This window comes from Mesorhizobium sp. M0633 (assembly GCF_040320645.1).
GTDB lineage: Bacteria > Pseudomonadota > Alphaproteobacteria > Rhizobiales > Rhizobiaceae > Mesorhizobium.
Window position 1 is genome coordinate 72,133 of record NZ_JAMYQC010000001.1, and the last position, 17,485, is coordinate 89,617.

17 protein-coding genes are annotated in these 17,485 nt (G+C 62.0%); 3 read left to right on the forward strand and 14 right to left on the reverse strand.

The window, feature by feature from the left end; translation table 11 throughout:
* Positions 1-109: 109 nt before the first annotated feature.
* The gene (locus tag NKI47_RS00305; protein ID WP_023675496.1) at positions 110-493 is read left to right on the forward strand and encodes a hypothetical protein; all 384 of its coding nucleotides are present in this window, start codon (positions 110-112) and stop codon (positions 491-493) included.
* The gene (locus tag NKI47_RS00310) at positions 490-930 is read left to right on the forward strand and encodes a DUF2267 domain-containing protein (RefSeq protein ID WP_352586656.1); all 441 of its coding nucleotides are present in this window, start codon (positions 490-492) and stop codon (positions 928-930) included. The genes NKI47_RS00305 and NKI47_RS00310 overlap by 4 nt, the downstream gene beginning before the upstream one ends.
* A 12-nt stretch (positions 931-942) precedes the next feature.
* Here the strand turns inward: NKI47_RS00310 and NKI47_RS00315 are convergent, their stop codons facing one another.
* From NKI47_RS00315 to NKI47_RS00375, 13 genes are all read right to left on the reverse strand, one after another.
* Complete coding sequence (locus tag NKI47_RS00315) at positions 943-1,938, reverse strand: LacI family DNA-binding transcriptional regulator (RefSeq protein WP_352586658.1); 996 nt, start codon at positions 1,936-1,938, stop codon at positions 943-945.
* Positions 1,939-2,006: 68 nt separating this feature from the next.
* Positions 2,007-3,341, reverse strand: a complete 1,335-nt coding sequence (locus tag NKI47_RS00320; protein ID WP_352586660.1) for a sulfatase family protein — start codon at positions 3,339-3,341, stop codon at positions 2,007-2,009.
* 22 nt (positions 3,342-3,363) lie between these two features.
* On the reverse strand, positions 3,364-4,179 hold the full coding sequence (locus NKI47_RS00325) for a carbohydrate ABC transporter permease (RefSeq protein WP_023675500.1): 816 nt from the start codon (positions 4,177-4,179) through the stop codon (positions 3,364-3,366).
* Positions 4,180-4,186: 7 nt separating this feature from the next.
* Complete coding sequence (locus NKI47_RS00330) at positions 4,187-5,140, reverse strand: carbohydrate ABC transporter permease (protein WP_352586662.1); 954 nt, start codon at positions 5,138-5,140, stop codon at positions 4,187-4,189.
* Positions 5,141-5,144: 4 nt separating this feature from the next.
* Entirely contained in the window at positions 5,145-6,392 is a 1,248-nt protein-coding gene (locus NKI47_RS00335) for an ABC transporter substrate-binding protein (protein WP_352586664.1), read from the reverse strand.
* A gap of 157 nt (positions 6,393-6,549) precedes the next feature.
* Positions 6,550-7,794: a flavin-containing monooxygenase gene (locus NKI47_RS00340; protein WP_352586666.1), complete on the reverse strand. Its 1,245-nt coding sequence runs from the start codon at positions 7,792-7,794 to the stop codon at positions 6,550-6,552.
* Positions 7,795-8,017: 223 nt separating this feature from the next.
* On the reverse strand, positions 8,018-8,830 hold the full coding sequence (locus tag NKI47_RS00345) for an SDR family NAD(P)-dependent oxidoreductase (RefSeq protein ID WP_352448128.1): 813 nt from the start codon (positions 8,828-8,830) through the stop codon (positions 8,018-8,020).
* A complete protein-coding gene (locus NKI47_RS00350) occupies positions 8,827-9,828 on the reverse strand; it encodes a sugar phosphate isomerase/epimerase family protein (protein WP_352448127.1) in 1,002 nt (333 codons plus the stop codon). The genes NKI47_RS00345 and NKI47_RS00350 overlap by 4 nt, the downstream gene beginning before the upstream one ends.
* Positions 9,829-9,865: 37 nt before the next feature.
* Positions 9,866-10,639, reverse strand: coding sequence for an SDR family NAD(P)-dependent oxidoreductase (locus NKI47_RS00355; RefSeq protein WP_352454144.1), 774 nt, complete (start codon positions 10,637-10,639; stop codon positions 9,866-9,868).
* A 4-nt stretch (positions 10,640-10,643) separates the two neighbouring features.
* Complete coding sequence (locus NKI47_RS00360; protein ID WP_023675506.1) at positions 10,644-11,741, reverse strand: ABC transporter ATP-binding protein; 1,098 nt, start codon at positions 11,739-11,741, stop codon at positions 10,644-10,646.
* Positions 11,742-11,751: 10 nt separating this feature from the next.
* Positions 11,752-12,654: a carbohydrate ABC transporter permease gene (locus tag NKI47_RS00365; protein WP_292660005.1), complete on the reverse strand. Its 903-nt coding sequence runs from the start codon at positions 12,652-12,654 to the stop codon at positions 11,752-11,754.
* Positions 12,647-13,585: a carbohydrate ABC transporter permease gene (locus tag NKI47_RS00370; protein ID WP_352586669.1), complete on the reverse strand. Its 939-nt coding sequence runs from the start codon at positions 13,583-13,585 to the stop codon at positions 12,647-12,649. Before NKI47_RS00370 ends, NKI47_RS00365 begins: the two co-directional genes overlap by 8 nt.
* A gap of 57 nt (positions 13,586-13,642) precedes the next feature.
* Complete coding sequence (locus NKI47_RS00375) at positions 13,643-14,908, reverse strand: ABC transporter substrate-binding protein (RefSeq protein ID WP_023675509.1); 1,266 nt, start codon at positions 14,906-14,908, stop codon at positions 13,643-13,645.
* A gap of 143 nt (positions 14,909-15,051) precedes the next feature.
* Between NKI47_RS00375 and NKI47_RS00380 the strand changes: the two genes are divergently transcribed.
* Positions 15,052-16,248 carry an ROK family transcriptional regulator gene (locus NKI47_RS00380; RefSeq protein ID WP_352586671.1) on the forward strand — a complete coding sequence of 399 codons (1,197 nt, stop codon included), beginning with the start codon at positions 15,052-15,054 and terminating at the stop codon, positions 16,246-16,248.
* A gap of 58 nt (positions 16,249-16,306) precedes the next feature.
* Here NKI47_RS00380 and NKI47_RS00385 read toward each other — a convergent pair whose 3' ends face one another.
* Positions 16,307-17,266: a DMT family transporter gene (locus NKI47_RS00385; protein WP_352469816.1), complete on the reverse strand. Its 960-nt coding sequence runs from the start codon at positions 17,264-17,266 to the stop codon at positions 16,307-16,309.
* Positions 17,267-17,485 lie beyond the last annotated feature (219 nt).

Genomic DNA, 17,485 nt, shown 5'->3' on the forward strand with positions numbered 1-17,485 from the left:
TGTGGGAAGGTTGAACGGGCGTCGTTGACGCGCGAAGGGATTGCTTGGAAGCGACGCTCGCCGAAGCTGGCGAGATCGTCGGACGGCGAAGCCGAAGCGCAATTATGCCGTGAATGCCTACGATTCGGCCTGCCTTCTCCTTGCCGCGATCAAAGACGCCAGCACTGTATCCAAGGGATATCCGAGCCGGCGCGACGTTCTGGCGGCGGTGCGCGATATCCGTTTCAGGGGAAACGCCTATCGCGAGCCGGTGCGGTGGGATGAAAAGGGCGACAATCTGGCCGCTGTGACTGCACTCAACGGGGTGGAAAACGGCCGCTTCCGACAGATCGCCGAAATCCAGCAGATGCAGAGGTCGAGCAGACCTGACGCCGACAGGCTCTCCGACCGAACCGGTTTCCGCCGCTTTGCCAGGACGATTTTCACAGGACCACGAAACAATAATCTCCGGTCGCCGTTTCGCCCGCAGAACCTTTCGAGGAGGCGACGATGAGCGCAACCGGCTTGGACGTTTTTGACAAAACGCTGCAAATAACAAACATCTGGCTTGACGAGATCATGGCGGATCTTGGTCCGGATCGACACGTCGCCTGGCATACATTGGGCGCCGTTCTGCGAACCCTTCGCGACAGGCTGCAGATCGGACTGGCGGCCAAATTGGGAGCGGAACTGCCGCTGCTCGTGCGCGGCGCCTACTATGATCGCTATCGGCCCGCCGACATGCCCGACAAGACACGCTCGCTCGACAAGTTCCTGCAACACATCGCCGATGAATTGAAATCGACCCGTCCTGTCGATCCCGAGGATGCGGCACGCTCAGTGCTGCGTGTGCTTGCACGGCATATCGACCTTGGCCAGTCGGCAAAGGTGCGGGATGCGCTGCCAAAGGAAATCCAGGTCCTCTGGCCTGAAAGCGTGGGCGTCAAATAGCGGCGATCCTGCTCATGCGGACGCGCGACGGACCAACTGCCACGAAACGCTGAAAAGGGTAGGTATTGCGCCCGGCGTTGCCGAGATCAATGAGATCAGATGATCGGCAAGATGGTCGTAGTGGGCAGTTTCGGGGCCGATTGTCGTCAATGCCGGATGACTGAATTCGCCCTCGTCGATATTGCCGCAGCCGATGACTGCAATGTCGCCGGGCACGGAGAGGCCGGCCTCCTCGAATGCGTGCAGGGCGGTCACGGCAGCAAGATCGGATTCGACGAAAAGCGCGGTCGGCCGATCCTTGCGGGCGGCCAGCGCCGTAGCATTGGCAAACGCAGCTTTGCGCCCCTCTGCACCGCCGATCACCAGGTTGTCTCGCAGCGGAAGGCCGCGTGCTTGCAGGAAGCTGCGATAGGCGGCGAGACGGCTCCCGTCCACCGCTTGCTCATGCACCATATAGGCGATGCAGCGATGGCCGGTTCGGTAGAGGTAGTCGAGTCCCTCGAAGACGGCCCTGCCGGTATGCTGGCGCACAACCGAGAAGCCTGCAGGCTCGATGGTCGGATGGAAGATCACCGCTGGCCGGCCCGCGGCCGCCAGGCGCGCGGCCAAGAGCATCACCTCGGGCTCGGAGAGATGCTGCCAGTCGGCGATAATGCCGTCTGCCAGCCCGCTCTCGATTTCCCTCACGATCCGGTCGGTTCGCTCGAAGGTGTCTCCCGCGGTGATAATTGTCGAAAATCCCCTCAGCGCCGCTGCAGATTGGATATCCTGCGCTATCCGGTCGCTGAACGGCACGCCGAGACGAGGCAGTACAAGGCAGATTCGCTCGGCCTGCTGGCGGCGCAGCTGCCGCGCGGTGCGGTTTTGCACGTAGTTGAGCTCAGCGACGGCCTCGAGGATGCGCTGCCGCGCCTCCTTGCCGACGAACTTCAGGCGCGTGCTGTCGCCGCTGAGCAGGTACGACACGGCAGCGGTCGATACATTGGCGCGCCGGGCGACATCGGCCATGGTCGGCGCCTTTCTGCGATCGGAACTTCTCTCGTGCATTGTTGGATCCGCTGCGCGACGTGACATGATCAGCTGTCGCTCAGCCGGATTTCATTCCAGCTTCCATGTCCGGCGGCAAGGATCTCGGGCCTTGCCTCGCCGGCCTCCTCCATCAGGGCAACGATGCGGCCTCGCAGCCATGCACGCGTCTCTGCGTGATCGGGCGAAGCTATGAGATTGGTTAGCTCGTTCGGATCGCCATCGAGGTCGTAGAGCCTCGCCTCGATATAGAAATCGCTGCCGGAATCCCGCCAGCCGTCTTTTCCCGGTGCCTCGACCTCATATTTCCACCGTCTGGTGCGCAAGGCGCGGCCGACATGGTGCTCGCTGATTTGAATGAATATCTCGTCGCGCGGCGGCCGTTCGCCCTGCAGCGCGTCGAGCAGCGAGACGCCCTGCATCGAATTGGGCACTTTCAGGCCGGCCGCGGCGAGCAGGGTCGGCGCGAGATCGACGAGGCTGACCAGGCCTTCATATGTGCCGATGCGCTGGAAGCCGGGGCCGTGGAATAGCGTCGGCACGCGGATCGACGCCTCATGACAGGAACGCTTGTATTCGTTGTTGCGGGTCTTGAAGTGACATCCGTGGTCGGAGGTGAAGAGGATGATCGTGTCGTCAAGCCGGCCAAGGCTGTAGAGCGCCTCGATCAGCCGTCCAAACGCCTCGTCGAGGCGTGCGACCATGCCCAGATAGCCGGGGAAATGTTCCGCTGTCGTGCCGCCAAGTGCGGCGAGATCGCCGGGAATGGCGAGCTTCTTGCGGATCCTGTCCTCGTATCCGAGCGGGGCAGGGTAGTTGTCCGTCTGGTTCTGGTGATGCGGCTCGAGGAAGGACAGGAATAGAAAGAACGGCTCGTCTTCCCTCGATGCGACATAGCGGATTGCAGCGTCGGTTAGGGCATCGACGCGGTATCCCGGCAGCTTCACCGCCTTGCCGTCATTGTCGTGGACGACGGTGTCGAAGGGGCCGGAAGTGAACTCCAGGATGTTGGAGGCCAGCCAGTAGCGATAGCCGCCGCGTTCTTCCTGGGTGACCGGCTCGGCGGACCCCAGGTGCCACTTGCCGATGTAGGCGGTGTCATAACCTGCCGCGACGAAATGATGCGCGAGCGTGCGCTCGCTCTTAGGCAGTGGGATATCGTTACGGTAGCAGCCGGTCGTAGTCGGGTACCGCCCCGTCTGAAAGACGGAGCGGGCGGGGCCGCAAACGGGCTGGCAGGTAAACGAATTCGCCACGAACGTGCCGGTCCCGGCGAGGCGGTCGAAATTTGGCGTAAGCTGGAGCGGATTGCCATGGACGCCAACGGTGTCCCAACGCTGCTGGTCGGTGAAGAAGACGATCACGTTCGGTCGGCGGGACGTCATAGGGTGCAATAACTCCGAATGGTCATTTCATGCCTGCCAGCATCACGCTGCGGACGAAGTAGCGCTGCGTGAAGAGGAACAGCAGCAGGCTCGGGATGAAGAGAATGATCCCGCCCGTCGCCGTCAGGTTCCACTGGGTGAAGAATTCCTGGTTGAAAAGCGTCAGTCCCGTCGTGATCGGCCGCATTTCGGTGGTGTTGACGGCGACCAGCGGCCAGAGGAATTCGTTCCACTGGAACACGAAGGTGAGGAGGGCCAGCGTCGCCAGTGCCGGCCGGACCTGCGGCAGCACGATGCGCCAGTAAAGGCCGAGTTCCGAGCAGCCGTCCATCCGTGCAGCGTCAAGCAACTCGTCGGGAATCGGACGGATGAACTGCCGCATCAGGAAGATTCCGTAGGCGCTCATGGCGAATGGAAGGATAAGGCCCTGATAGGTGTTGAGCCATCCCATCCGCGCGGTGAGCACATAGAGCGGGATCATGCGGATGAAGAATGGGATCATCAGCGTCGACAGCACCGCGACAAACATGACGCGCTTACCGGCGAATTCCATCTTCGCGAAGACGTAGCCGATCAACGGATCGAAGATCAGATGGAGGAAGGTAATCCCGCCGGCGATGATGAAGCTGTTGAGCGTGAAACGCGCGAACGGCGCCTTCTGCCAGATGTCGATGTAATTCGTGAATTGCCACGTCTCGGGGATCAGAATCGGAATGCCGCTGAAGACGTCGGCATCGCTCTGCAGCGACAGCGAAAGCATGTAGAGGAACGGAAAGATCGACAGCGCCACGCAGAAGAGCAGCAGTAGGTAGGACGGGAGCGTTTTTGCGAATGTCATGCCAACCTCAATAGGTGGTTTCGCGGTTGAGCAGCCGGAACTGAACGAAGGTGATGGCCAGGATCAGCAGGAACATCAGGAAAGACAGCGCCGAGGCGTAGCCGATGTTGAGCTCGAAGAAGGCTGCCTCGAACACGTGCAGGCTGAAGAACCGCGTCGCGTCGGCCGGTCCGCCCTTGGTTATCAGGTAGGCCGGCGCCAGCTCTTGCAGCTGGCTGATCGTGCTGACGACCGCGATGAACAGTGTGGTCGGCGTCAACAACGGCCAGGTCAGATAGCGGAATTGCTGCGTCGGCGTGGCGCCGTCGATGGATGCGGCATCATAGAAGTCGGACGGGATCGACTGCAACGCGGAGAGGTAGATCAGCATGGCATAGCCGACATCCTTCCAGACCGTGATGGCGATGAGGGTCGGCAGCGCGGTCGAGGTGTCGCCGAGCCAATTCTGGGTCGGCAGCCCAAGCTCGGCAAGGAAGCTGTTCAAGATGCCAGTGTAGGGATCGAGAATTGCCTGCCACATCAACGCGACGATCACGAAGGAGGTGATGTAGGGAAAGAAGATGATTGCGCGGATCAGAGTGCGCCCCGGGATCGGCCGGTTGAGCACGACCGCCAGTCCGAGGCCAATGGCGATGCTGGCCGCGGTGACGCCTATCGCGAAGGCCAGCGTCACGAAGAGCGACTGCCGAACGCGCGCGTCGCCGAGGGCAGCAACGTAGTTGTCCAGTCCGGCGAATCGGCTCTCGCCGATCAGCGGCTGGCCGCTGTACAGGCTCGCCCAAAACTCCAGTCCTATCGGATAGAAGAGATAGACCGAGAAATAGAGGATTGCTGGCGACAGCAGCAGGTAAGCGAGAAGCGTTTGTCTGGTGCGCCGGCTGAAGCGGGCAGCTCGCCGGGTCGGCATCGCGCCGACGCGAATGTCCGTATCGGCCGTATCGGTGCTGCCGCTGATAAACATCGGCCTAGTTGTTGGCCAGGATGACGTTGGCCTCGGCCGCGAATTTCGGCATGATCTCGGCTGCTGGCTTCTGATTGTAGATGATATCCTCGAGCGCACTTTGCAGAAGCTTCTCGATTCGCGCGTGCTTGCCGGTGAGGCGGAGCTCGGCGGTGACGTCTTGCGCGTAAGGCAGGCATTTGCTGAAGCTGCCGATGACCGGATCGGCCTGAACCTCGGCGTTTTCGGCCCAGGATTTGCGCGGCATCGTCATGCCCGCTTCCTTGGTAGCCGCTAGTTCCGTGTCGAGCGCGACGAGCCGCTTCAACAACTCCCAGGCCTCCTTCGGGTGCTTGGCGTCCTTAGGGATCATCACGCTGACGCCGCCCGCGAACGTCGCCTGCACCTTGTGCTTGAGTGATGGCGCAACCGCCCAGTTGAGCTTCGGGTTGCCCGAGCGGATCGGCTTCACGTCCCACGGACCGGTTATGATCATTGCGACCCGGTTGGCCGTGAACAGCTTTTGCGGACCCTCATAGTCAGCACCCGCCGCCGGCTTGGTCGCTGCTTTTTCCTTGTGGATCAGGTCGGCGAGGAACTGGATCGCTTCGATCGCCTCAGGACTGTCGAGATTGACCTTGTTTGTCTTGGGATCGTAATAGCTTACGCCGTTCTGCAGTAGCCACGACGAATAATATCCGATGCTGGGGTTGGGAGCGAAGCCGAAGCGGGCGCCGGTCGTCGTCGCCTTGGCAACCTTCAGGAACTCCTCCCAGGTCGCAGGCGGCGCGTCGAAGCCCGCCTGCTTAAGCATATCGACGTTGTACACGAGGGTGGCGCAGGTGAGGTGGATCTGGACGCCATAGTACTTGTCGCCGAGTTTGTTGCGCTCGACGGAATAGGCTTGCCAGTCGTCGGGATAGCCGATCGCCTTGCCGTCTTGTTGGATGAAGTCGTTCAGCGGCCGCAGCAGATTCCGCTGGCCAAATTCCTGCACCCAGCCGCCGGGTTCGGCGACGAGATCGGGCGCGTTCTTCGCCGCAAAATCCGCCACCAGCTTGGTGCGCATATCCGGCCACTGGAATTTCTCCCACTGCACCGACCATCCGGTATGATCGGCCTCGAACTTCGCTATTGCATCGGCATAAGCTTGATAGGCGTGGCCGGCGTTCCAATAGAGCGTCAAGGTCTCGGCATGGGCCGCAGTCGCGGTCGTCAGGGCCACGCCCAAAACCATGCCGTGCAGGAATCCGACTGACTTGTAGCGGCTCATCTTGGTCTCCTCCCTGGTTTGCCACCCGCCTTCCTCACAATGGATGGCGTCATATTATTCGATTAATATACCCGCTATACCGCAGTTTTTGTCAAGCTGAGACTTAGTCGTCATCAATGGCCTTGGGTTTAGAAACCCGCCGACGGTGTCCAGGTCGTCACGAACGCCGCACGATGTGTTCGACAAGGCGGGGCGCCTCCTCGGTGACTGCCAATATTGTGCCTGACTTGCGTGTGGAGGCGAAGTCCAACCCAGCGAAGTAAATGCCTGGCAGGGCGGCCACGCCATCCTCGTGAACAGGCTGTCCTTCCGGGTCGAGCAGACCGGAAAGCCTCACCCAACTGAAATCGCCCTTGAAGCCGGTGCACCACACCACGGTCGTGATGCCGGACCCGGCGAGGTCAAGCGAAACGATAGCCGGGTCCGGCCGATGCGCTGTGACAGTATCCGCTGGATCCGGCTCCGACACGGGAGCATCGATTCCAGAGCGGCTGATGTATTCGTCGATATAGCGTTTAACGTTGGCGGAAGCTTCGTCCGCAAAACGAATATGCTCTTCGAGATCCTCGGCGGACGACAGACGGCCGTCGCCCTCGACGCCCGCGAGCCGCCCTAGCAGCACGATGCCTCGGGCGCCGAGCGCTTGCAGGCTTATCGTGTGTTCCACGCCAAGCAGACCACGAGGTGGAATGCGCCCCGCAAGTCGAATGATCTCGTCTCGACGTACGTCGAGAAACCCGCTTTCGACGAGCCAGATCATGATGTCGCGACCTCGGTAGCGCCGCGAGAGCCGCCCGACGCGGCTGGTGGCAAGGAAGACTGTTCGGCCTGCTTCTGCCAGGTCCTCCGCGATCTGGACACCAGACTGGCCGCTTCCGACCACCAGCACCGCTCCAGCCGGAAGATCGGCGGTGCTGCGGTAATCAGAAGCATCGAACTGGCGCAGGCCTGGCGGCAAGGCAGCGGCGAACACTGGGCGCACCGGACAATTCAAGTCGCCGCTTGCGATCACCACGTTGCGTGCCAAAACTGTGCCGCGCGAGGTGGTCAACCGATAGACGCCATTCCCGTTCCCACCGGAGAGCTCGGTCACAACAGTGTCCGGTTCGACCGGTAGTTCGTTTCGCCTGGCGAAATCCTCAAGCAGGGCGACGAACTGGTCGCGCGTCAGGGCACCGAACGGATCTGAACCGTCATAGAAGTCGCCTGGCATGACGGTCTGAACGTTTGGGGTATTCATCCGGAAAGAATCCCACCGCTGCGTGCGCCAGGTCTCTCCGATGCGGCCTCGCTCCAGTACGGCATGGCGCAAGCCTTGCCGTGCCAGCGAATAGCTGACGCCCAGGCCGGCCCAACCGGCCCCGACCACCACCGCATCAAGGATGTTGGCGTCATCCGTCATTTGCCGCGGATCCGGGTGCTAGCGCCGGAGCAGCGGTTCGAGGCGGCACCAACGCCATCAGCGTAACGCCTTGGCCAGCGGACAACCGCCAAACAGCGGCCGATGCTGCCTGAACCCATCCCCGCGATCTGCATGGCTTCGCCCCCGATGCGAGGGCACGATAACAGCTTTATCGGGTCACGGCACAATCAAATACTCATCCGAAACCGGCAATGGTCGCGGCCTAACCTGGAAAGATCGTGAAACCGCCATCGACTCGGATTACCTGCCCGTTGATGAAGCGCGCGCGCGGACCGGCGAGGAAGGCCACCGCTTCGGCGATCTCTTCAGGCTCCGCATACCGGTTCAGCGATTTCTTGCTCGAATCCATGCGCTGCGGATCGACCACGCGGCTCGCCTGGAACCGTGCCGTCTTGGTGGCGCCGGGGCTCACCGCATTGACGCGTACGCCATCGTCGATCAGTTCCTTGGCGAGGCAGCGCGTATAATGGACGACAGCCGCCTTGAGCGTCGAGTAGACCACCTCGGGCGAGCATCCGATATGCGCTGCCGCCGAGGCGATGTTGATCACCGAGCCTGAGCCACGCTTGACCATCGGCGGAACGAACGCCTGGCAGACCAGCATCGTGCCGATGAGGTTGTTCTCGGTTAGAACCTTGATGTCTTCGTAGTCGATGTCCAGTGCGTTGTTGGGATTGGGCTTTACGCCCTTGGCGCCGATGTCGCCGCCGGCGCAGTTTACCAAGACGTGCACGTCGCCGAGCTCCGCCTCGATCTTCCTCTTCATTTCCGCGACAGCTTGCTTGTCGCCGATGTTGCCGGTGACCGCGGTGATGCGCGTCCCATGCTTCTCCAAGCCCCTGGCAGAGTCGCCGAGGTCCGCGAATTCGCCATATTGAGATGGCCGGGCCCAATCGAGGTCGTGGACCGCGACGTTTGCGCCAAGTTCGGCCAAGCGGTCGGCCATCACGCGGCCGAGGCCGCGTCCCGAGCCGGTGACGAAGGCGGTCAGGCCGCTGAGTTCTCGGGCAGTCATGCTGATTTCTCCATTGCAATGAAATCGAATTTCATCATGTTGGCGGCGCTGCGCCGGATCATGTCGAGCTCGTACGAAACGAGCGCACCGTCATCATCGCGCTCCCATGGCGTGCGGTAGTCGGCGTCGTCCGCAAGGCGGTTCAGGCGCGCAGCACTCAGGCAGGCCGCGAATTCGCGGGCGGTCTTCGGCGCATATCCGTTCCACCAGTCGTCGGTGAGACAGCGAACGTGACGGGCCTCCAGCGCGCCGGGCTCAAGCACCGCCGTCAGCGTGTCGTGGTGCTCGCCAAGGATGGCTGCCAGTTCGGCGAAAGGCACGGCGCCGTCGCCGATCGCGCAGCGGACCAGGCGGTAGCCCTCATCCGTGAACTGGACGCGATAGTCCTTGAGGTGAACGTGGCGGACATGGGGCGCGATCCGGCGCGTGAAGGCAAGCGGCGCCTCGCCGACAGGAAAGGTGTTGCCGGTGTCGTAGGTGATGCCGACACCCGGCCCGCCGAGTTCGCAGAACGCAACCAGTTCGTCGCTGCCGAAGTCCTGATGGTTCTCGATGCCGAGCACGCGTCCCTCGGCCGCCGCACGCGGCCCCCATTCCGTCAAGGCAGCGCGAATCGTTGCGTTGAACTCGCTCCATTTCGGACCCCACGCATTGCGGTCGCCGCACAGGACAGGCGTCAGTGCGATACGGATCGTCGTCGCCTCGAGCAGGCGCGCAGCCCGAAAGGCGTTGTCCAGCGGACCTGCCACTAGAAGTCCGCCGCTCACCACCGGGACGATGTCCAGCGCGGCAAGACGCCTGCGCAGGGCGACGATTTCGGCGTCAGTCAAGTCGGTCAACCAGGGTTCGTAGATCTCGAGCGTGCGTGCGCCCAGTTCCTGCGCCAGCGTGATGAAGCCTTCCAGCCCCACGCCGTCCGGATTGTGCCGCGGCGTGCCGCGGCCCTGCAGGCCGAGATAGTAGGTCAGTCCGTAAGGGTTGAGGCCGAGACGAAACATCAGCTTGGCGGTTCCAATGGAGAGCGGAGAGGCGTCACTAGCGCAGACCGGCATCGACGGTTATGGACTGTTTGGTGATCATGCGGCTGTCGTCGGCCGCCAGGAAGAGCACGGTGCGTGCAATCTCCTCGCCCAGCAGGACGCGGCGAATCAATTGCCGCTGCACCGTCTGGTCGACTGCCTCCTGCGTCTTGAACCACAGCTCGCGCTGCCGCTCGGTCATGACGGCGCCGGGTTCGATCGCATTGACGCGGATGTTATCCGGTCCGAACGACCGCGCCAACGCACGCGTCAGCGCCACCACGGCCCCCTTGGCGGTGGCATAGGCCACCATCTGGTCCGCTCCGAACCGCCAGGCAATGGAGGAGAAGTTTATGATCGAGCCGAAGCCGAGTTCCTTCATATGCGGATGCACTGCCTGCGCGGCGAAGAAGTGATGCCTCAGATTGACGTCGAAGCTGCGGTCCCAATAGTCGGCCGTTACCGCGTCGATGGGATGGCGCTGATCATTGGCTGCGTTATTCACCAGGACGGCGACCGGACCAAGCCGCGCGCGCACGCCTGCTACCGACGCCTTTAGCGCATCGACGTCGGTCACATCGCAATGGAGATATAACGGAGCCTGCCCGGCGGCACCAGCGAGCTCGCGCACCAACGCCTCCGCTGGTTCGTCCTGCACATCGAGAAAGGCTATCCGGGCGCCGTTCGCCACGAAGGCGCGGACCATATCGGCGCCAATGCCGGAGGCGCCGCCGGAGATCAGCACGACCCGATCGGTCAAGCTCGGATAAGTCGCGAATTGTACGGACATCAAACTACAGAAGCGCCTTGGTTGTTGGATCGAACAGACAGGCGCGCGACATGTCGATGCCGAGCGTTATCGTCTCGCCCATGACGGGAGCGTCATCCGGCTCGAAACGGCCGGTGATCTCCAGGTCACCCAGCCTGAGCACGGCAAGCGTCTCTGCCCCGGTAGGCTCGACCAATTCGACCGGCGCCTGCATGGACGCCACAGCAGGTTTGCGCGACTTCAGATCGGTCGTGAAACGGTAGATGTGTTCCGGCCGGATACCGAGCACGACGTCCTTTGGCGCACCGGCGGGCATCGGCGCGGCAAGGGCGAGGCTGGCGTCGCTGCCGTCAGCGGCGCGTACCGAGATGCTGGTCGAGCCCGTAAGCCGGGCGGGAATGAAATTCATCGCCGGCGATCCCATGAAACCGGCAACGAACATGTTGGTCGGCCGGTCGTAGATCCGCTTCGGCGTGTCGAACTGCTGTACCGAGCCCTGGTTCATCACCGCAATGCGGGATGCAAGCGTCATCGCCTCGACCTGATCGTGGGTGACATACACCGTGGTCTTGCCGACGCGATGGTGAAGCTTCTTGATTTCGGTACGCATGTCGACGCGCAGCTTGGCGTCGAGGTTGGACAAGGGCTCGTCGAACAAAAACAGCTTCGGGTCGCGCACGAGGGCACGCCCCATCGCAACGCGCTGCCGCTGGCCCCCCGAGAGCTGGCCGGGCTTGCGTTTAAGCAGCTGTTCGATCTGCAGGAGTGCGGCAACCCGCTGGACAGCTTCCGCCTGCGCCGCTTTTGGCACGCCGCGGCTCTCCATGCCGAAGGTGATGTTCTGGCGCACCGTCATGGTGGGATAGAGGGCGTATGACTGGAACACCATCGCAATATCGCGGTCCTTGGGTTGCACCGAGTTCACCAGCCGGTCGCCGATCCATATCTCGCCCGACGTGACGGTTTCCAGTCCGGCGATCATGGCGAGCAAGGTTGACTTGCCGCAACCCGACGGGCCGACAAGGGCGACGAATTCTCCGGTCTTAGCCTCGAGATCGATGCCGGCAAGAATCTCGAGCGAGCCGTAGCTCTTGTGAAGGTTGCGGATCATCAACGCGGACATCGGCGACGCCTCATTTTATGGCGCCCTGGGTGAGGCCGCGCACGAAGTATTTTCCACCAAACAGATAGATCAGCAGCGGAGGCAACGCGCCGATCAGCACGGCTGCGCTCATCACATCGTAAGCACGCGCGGTCGTGCCGCCGGCCGTGAGCGCGACCAACGCCGCCGTAATCGGCTGCTGCTGGCCCGATGTGAAGACGACGCCGAACAAATACTCGTTCCAGATGCCGGTGAACTGCCAGATGACGGTGACAATCAGAATCGGCGGCGACAGGGGCAGGATGATCTTGCGGAAGATCCGCCAGAAGCCGGCGCCGTCGATGCGTGCCGCCTTGATCAGGTCGTCCGGTATGCTGACGTAGAAATTGCGGCAGAACAGGGTGGTGAACGAGATGCCCTGGACGACGTGGATCAACACCAGCCCGTATGTGGAATTGGTCAGGCCGAGCTTGCCGAGCAGGAACGCCCACGGCATCAACGAAATCTGGCCGGGCATGAATACGCCGAGCAGCATCAGATTGAAGATCAGTTCGGAACCCCTGAAGCGCCATTTGGAGAGGATGTAGCCGTTCATGGCGCCGAGAATGGTCGAGATGATGGTGGCGGGGATCGTCATCGCCAGCGAGTTGAAGAAATTGCGCTTCATGCCCTCGCAGGTACCGCTGACGCAGTAGGATCCCCAGGCCTGCGCCCACGCATCGAACCGGAAGCTGCGCGGTACGGAGATGAGGCCGTTGCGGGCAATCTCCGACTGCTCGCGCAATGAGTTGAAGATCACCACCAGCAATGGCACGAGATAGACGACCGCGAAAAGCGTCAGCACGGCATAGACAAGGAAGCGACTCCAGAAATGCCGGCGCGTGGCAGCGGCTTCTTCCGGATCAAAACGGGCATTAGGGGCAATTTCAGCCATTGCGGCCCTCCGCCCGCCGGCGCCAGACGATCCACAAGGAGTACGGCACCAGCACCACCGCGACCGCCGCGAGCATCATCATCGCCGCGGCGGCACCCTCGCCGATTTGGCCGCGCTGGAACATCAGGTCGTAGACATAGATGGCGGGGAAGGTGGTGGACACACCTGGGCCGCCTCGCGTCAACGCCGCCACCAGGTCGAAGGTCTTGATGGCGAATTGTATCTGAATGACCGCCACCGCCAGGAATATCGGAGCGATGGTTGGCAGGATGACCCTCCGATAGGTCCGGAAAACCGACGCGCCGTCGATTTGCGCGGCTTTGACGAGATCCGGATCGACCGACCGCAGACCGGCCAGGAAAAGTGCCATTGCGAAGCCGGACGACTGCCAGATACCGGTTATGATCACCGCATAGATCGCAGTGTTGCGGTTGGCCGTCAGGGCGAAGCTGAAGTCGGTCCAGCCAAGCCCGCGAACGAAGGCCTGGATACCGTCGACAGGATTATAGAGCCAACTCCACACCGTACCGGTGACGATGAAGGACACCGCCAACGGGTAGAGAAAGATGGTGCGCCAAACCGCCTCGCCGCGGACGCGCTGGTCGATCGCGATCGCGAGCAGCAGGCCAACGGCCATCGAGCCAACGATATAGAAGCCGCTGAACAGGAAGAGATTGGTATAGGCGATGTTCCAGCGCCGGTTTGCCCAGAGCGAAGCGTAATTGTCCAGGCCGACGAACCCATAGGTCGGCAACAGCGACGAATTGGACAGCGAGATGTAGAGCGTCCAGAGCGTGAAGACGAAAACATAGATGAAACTCGCCGCTATCGACGGCGCCAGCACCAGAATGGGCACCATCGTGCCCAGGCGCTCGCGCCACGGAGGGGCCGCGGCAGCTGCGGCTGGTACAATCAGATCATGGGTGGACATCGGGCTGCTCCGGCGAGGTCTGGCCGGGAGCTTCGCCCCCGGCCATCATCGGCAGCGTCACTTCTGCGCTTCGGCCGCATCCGCCATCGCATTGGCCGCGTCCTGCGCACTCATATCCGGCGTTGCTACAAACTCCGTGATGCTATCCATTATTGCGCCGCGGACCTTTTGCGGAACCGTCATGTTGTGCGCCATCGAACGCACGAGCGTGCCGGCGGCGATCGAGGCTTGCAGATCCTTTTGCGAGAGCTGCTGGCAGGGATTGAAGCCGTTCGAAAGATCGACGTCGAGGCGGGCCGGAATGGACCCTTTGGTCTGATTGAAAATGGTCTGGAATTCGGGCGACAGGATGATGCTGGCAAGCAGCTTCTGTCCCTCGATATAGTCCGGATCCTTCTGCTTGAAGAACACGACCGAGTCTGAATTCAAGATGAAACCGGGCTTGCCCCAATCGGTCGGCGCCTGGGCGCAGACATAGTCGGTGCCCTCCTTGAAGCCGCCGGCCGTCAGCAGGCCGATCGTCCAGTCGCCCATGATGTGGAAGGCGGCCTCGCCGCGGCCGACGAGATGCGACATGGTATCCCAGTCACGCCCGTTCATGCCGGGGTCCATGTACTTCGAGGTCATGGTGCGAAACTGCTCGAAGGCCTTGACCATGCCGTCGCTGCGCATGGCATCGACGTCGCCCTCGACGAAAGCTTTCTTGTAGAGATCGAGGTCCTGACCGTACACGACCACTTCGAAGACGGTCGAGTCGGTCCAGTCGGCGGTCGAGTGCGAAATGCAGATCTTGCCGCTGGCCACGATCTTGTCGCAGGCGGCGTTGAATTCCGCCCATGTCTTCGGCATCTCGGTGACGCCCGCGTCCTTCATGACCTTCGGCGATGCCCACAGCCAGTTAATGCGGTGGATGTTCATCGGCGCGGCCACCCAATTCCCGGTCGGCTTCATCACCGGCAGCAATTCGGGAGCGACGACCTTCTCCCAATTTTCCGCCTTCGCCAGGTCGTCGAGATTGGCTGTCATGCCCGTCTCGTTCCATTCGGCGATCTCGGGGCCTTTGAGCTGCACAGCGGGAGGTGCGTTGCCGGCGATCACATCAGCACGCAGTTTGGCCAGGGTATTGGCCGTATGGCCTGCGATGGAGGTCTGCTGCCAGGTGCCACCCTTGGCGGTAAACATCTCGCCGAGCTTGGCGATAGCCTGGGCGTCCGATCCGGTGGCCCATTGATGCAAGAGGTTGGTCTTCGGCTCCGCGAGGGCTGTTCCGGTAATCAAGGTGAAGGCGGTAGCGGCCGCAAAGGCCGTCCTCAGGTATTTCATCGTTTCACTCCCATATGTGATGCACGGTTCGTATCGACCGCTTGTGGCCCGCGATTTGAGGTCGTGGCCGGCGAGATTCAGTAATCTCCGTTCTTTCCAAGATGACATATTTGGGCTATCAGTCAACGTGCTTTGTGCCCATCATGAACAAACCTTCGCTTAGAAATTGGCTGATCGACAGGCCGTCCGCGTCGCCGGAGAGCCTGATCGTCCGATGCTTGCGCGAGCGCGGCGTGCTTTCTGCGTCGCAAATTACCCGCATTACCGGTTTGGCGCGGTCGACGGTTTCAACCGCGCTCAACGGCTTGAGAAAATCTGGGATGGTGATCGAATCCTCGGCCCATCATGACGCGGCGAGGGGTATCGGCAGGCCTGCCACGACATTGACGCTCAATCCCGCTGCGGGCACCTGCGTCGGCATCCATCTGGGCCTCGACGAGATGCGGTGTGTCGTCGCTGACGTCTCGCATTCTTTCGTTGCCGAACAAACTATCCCCATGGGTCTGGACTACCAGCCGCAACAGGCGGCCCAGCTCGCCAAGTCAGTAATTGCCCGATGCTACGAAGAGAACGGTCTGCCGATGGCGGGGCTCCTGGGGGTTGGGGTCTCCGTCTCGGGCCCAGTCAGCCGCGAAGGAGTGGTGCTGCGCGCGAGTATCGTTCCGACCTGGGCCGGGGTCAACATCCGCGATGTGTTCGGGCCGGTCCTTGAACAGCCGATCTTCGCCGACAATGAGAGCAACTGCTCGGCTATTGCCGAGCTGATGTGGGGTGCTGCCGTCGGCCAGGACGATTTCGTGCTGTTCAAGGTCGATCTGGGCGTCGGCGGGGCCATTGTCCAGCACGGTCGGCTGGTGAGCGGCATCGCCGGCGGCGCCGGCGAATTCGGGCACATTAGCATCGATCCCGGCGGCGACCTTTGCCGGTGCGGCAATCGAGGATGCCTGGAGCTCTATGCCAGCTTTGCCCGACCGCTCGAGCAGATTTCGCGCATCGTGCGGCGGCCGGTCACGATGGACGACGTGATCATGATGGCCGAGCAGGGCGACGTGAGGGCGCTGCGGATGATCGAGGACACCGCCGAGTTTGCCGGCCGTGGCCTTGGCCTGATCGGTTCGGTTCTCAATCCGCCGCTCATCATCATCGGCGGCCGCATGGCCTTGGCGGGCGACATTCTCCTGGCGCCACTGATCGCATCATATGAACGCCACACGCTCATCAAGTCCCGCGATGTGGCGCCTGCGCTGCGCACGCGGATAATCGTTGGCAAGCACACGGAGAACGATGCATTGCTCGGCGCGGTCGGCCTCGTGCTGCGCCACAACAGCCGGCTTCAGTGACCCGGCTTGCGCTCTGATTTTGCGAGCTGCTCGCCGAAGCAGCGGAACTGATGTTTGCCTACGCGACACGCACCGTGCGCTGCCTCGGCTTGATCGCGGTGGCGAGCAGCAGGCCGGCGATGATGAAGGCGGCGCCGGCGAGATCGTAGTCGTGCAAGCTTTCGCCAAGGACCAGATAAGCGAGAACGGCGACGAAGGCGGTCTGGAGATAGAGCAGCATGCTGGCGCGCCCCGCACCAAGCGTCTCGACGCTACGGTTGTAGAGATAGTACATCAGAGCGCCGCCGGGGCCGGCAACATAGGCGAGAGCCAGAAGGCCGTTCGCATGCAGCGCTGAACGATCCCCGGAAAACAGTTCCCAGAGATAGAAGGGCAGTGCGGCCAGCGCGCCGGCTCCCAGCAGCAGGACCACCATCGGCAGAAGCTCGATAGCGAATTTGGCGCGACGCAGCAGCACGGTGTAGAGGCCCCAACAAAACGCGCTGCCGACGATCCACAACTCGCCGGGATTGAACTGCAGCTGCATCAGCGCGGCAAGGTCGCCGCGCGCCACGATCACCACCATCCCAGCCAGAGCGACCAGCGCTCCAAGCGCTTTCCAGACACCGAGGGGCTCGCCGAGCACGAAGCGGGCAAGCACCATGGTCATGATCGGCGACAGCGCCATGATGATGCCGGCGGTTGTCGCGTTGGTGTAGTTGAGGCCCGTGTAGATCATGCCCTGACACAAGGTTAGCCCGATAGTGCCGATGACCAGCACCTCGATCACCCGGGATTGGATCAGCACGAGCATCGCCCCGTGATGACGATGGACGATAGGCAGCAGGATCGCGCACGCGAGCGTCAGCCGCCAGAAGCAGAGCGCCCAAGGCGGCATCTCGGGGGCAACCCACTTGGCGGCGATATAGACGCCGGCCGACAGGAGCCAGCAGAGCGTCGCGAGGGAATAGGCGAGCGGAAGTGATGCGCCGGGTGTCGCCTTCGCTACACTTGGATGTGCTATCGGCAGCGATTGGATATCCGTCTCCTCCCACCGCAGACTTTAGCAGATTTGCAGCGTCTTGCTAAGCAGCAACAACAGCTGTTTCACCAGCTGGTGCAATCGGTGGGTCATTGTGGGTCCCGCCGTTCACGGTCTCCTTCCATTCGAACGCATGTTGGCCCATGATTCATATTGCGCGACAGATATTCGCGCGGTTGCCACAATCTTCTCGCGCCATATTTCTACCGAGCGCAG

What these genes read in the sequence shown, in the direction of transcription:
- NKI47_RS00310 (WP_352586656.1), top strand. Translation starts at nt 490, where the DNA reads ATGAGCGCAACCGGCTTGGACGTTTTTGACAAAACGCTGCAAATAACA.
- NKI47_RS00315 (WP_352586658.1), bottom strand. Translation starts at nt 1,938, where the DNA reads ATGGCCGATGTCGCCCGGCGCGCCAATGTATCGACCGCTGCCGTGTCG.
- NKI47_RS00320 (WP_352586660.1), bottom strand. Translation starts at nt 3,341, where the DNA reads ATGACGTCCCGCCGACCGAACGTGATCGTCTTCTTCACCGACCAGCAG.
- NKI47_RS00325 (WP_023675500.1), bottom strand. Translation starts at nt 4,179, where the DNA reads ATGACATTCGCAAAAACGCTCCCGTCCTACCTACTGCTGCTCTTCTGC.
- NKI47_RS00330 (WP_352586662.1), bottom strand. Translation starts at nt 5,140, where the DNA reads ATGTTTATCAGCGGCAGCACCGATACGGCCGATACGGACATTCGCGTC.
- NKI47_RS00335 (WP_352586664.1), bottom strand. Translation starts at nt 6,392, where the DNA reads ATGAGCCGCTACAAGTCAGTCGGATTCCTGCACGGCATGGTTTTGGGC.
- NKI47_RS00340 (WP_352586666.1), bottom strand. Translation starts at nt 7,794, where the DNA reads ATGACGGATGACGCCAACATCCTTGATGCGGTGGTGGTCGGGGCCGGT.
- NKI47_RS00345 (WP_352448128.1), bottom strand. Translation starts at nt 8,830, where the DNA reads ATGACTGCCCGAGAACTCAGCGGCCTGACCGCCTTCGTCACCGGCTCG.
- NKI47_RS00350 (WP_352448127.1), bottom strand. Translation starts at nt 9,828, where the DNA reads ATGTTTCGTCTCGGCCTCAACCCTTACGGACTGACCTACTATCTCGGC.
- NKI47_RS00355 (WP_352454144.1), bottom strand. Translation starts at nt 10,639, where the DNA reads ATGTCCGTACAATTCGCGACTTATCCGAGCTTGACCGATCGGGTCGTG.
- NKI47_RS00360 (WP_023675506.1), bottom strand. Translation starts at nt 11,741, where the DNA reads ATGTCCGCGTTGATGATCCGCAACCTTCACAAGAGCTACGGCTCGCTC.
- NKI47_RS00365 (WP_292660005.1), bottom strand. Translation starts at nt 12,654, where the DNA reads ATGGCTGAAATTGCCCCTAATGCCCGTTTTGATCCGGAAGAAGCCGCT.
- NKI47_RS00370 (WP_352586669.1), bottom strand. Translation starts at nt 13,585, where the DNA reads ATGTCCACCCATGATCTGATTGTACCAGCCGCAGCTGCCGCGGCCCCT.
- NKI47_RS00375 (WP_023675509.1), bottom strand. Translation starts at nt 14,908, where the DNA reads ATGAAATACCTGAGGACGGCCTTTGCGGCCGCTACCGCCTTCACCTTG.
- NKI47_RS00380 (WP_352586671.1), top strand. Translation starts at nt 15,052, where the DNA reads ATGAACAAACCTTCGCTTAGAAATTGGCTGATCGACAGGCCGTCCGCG.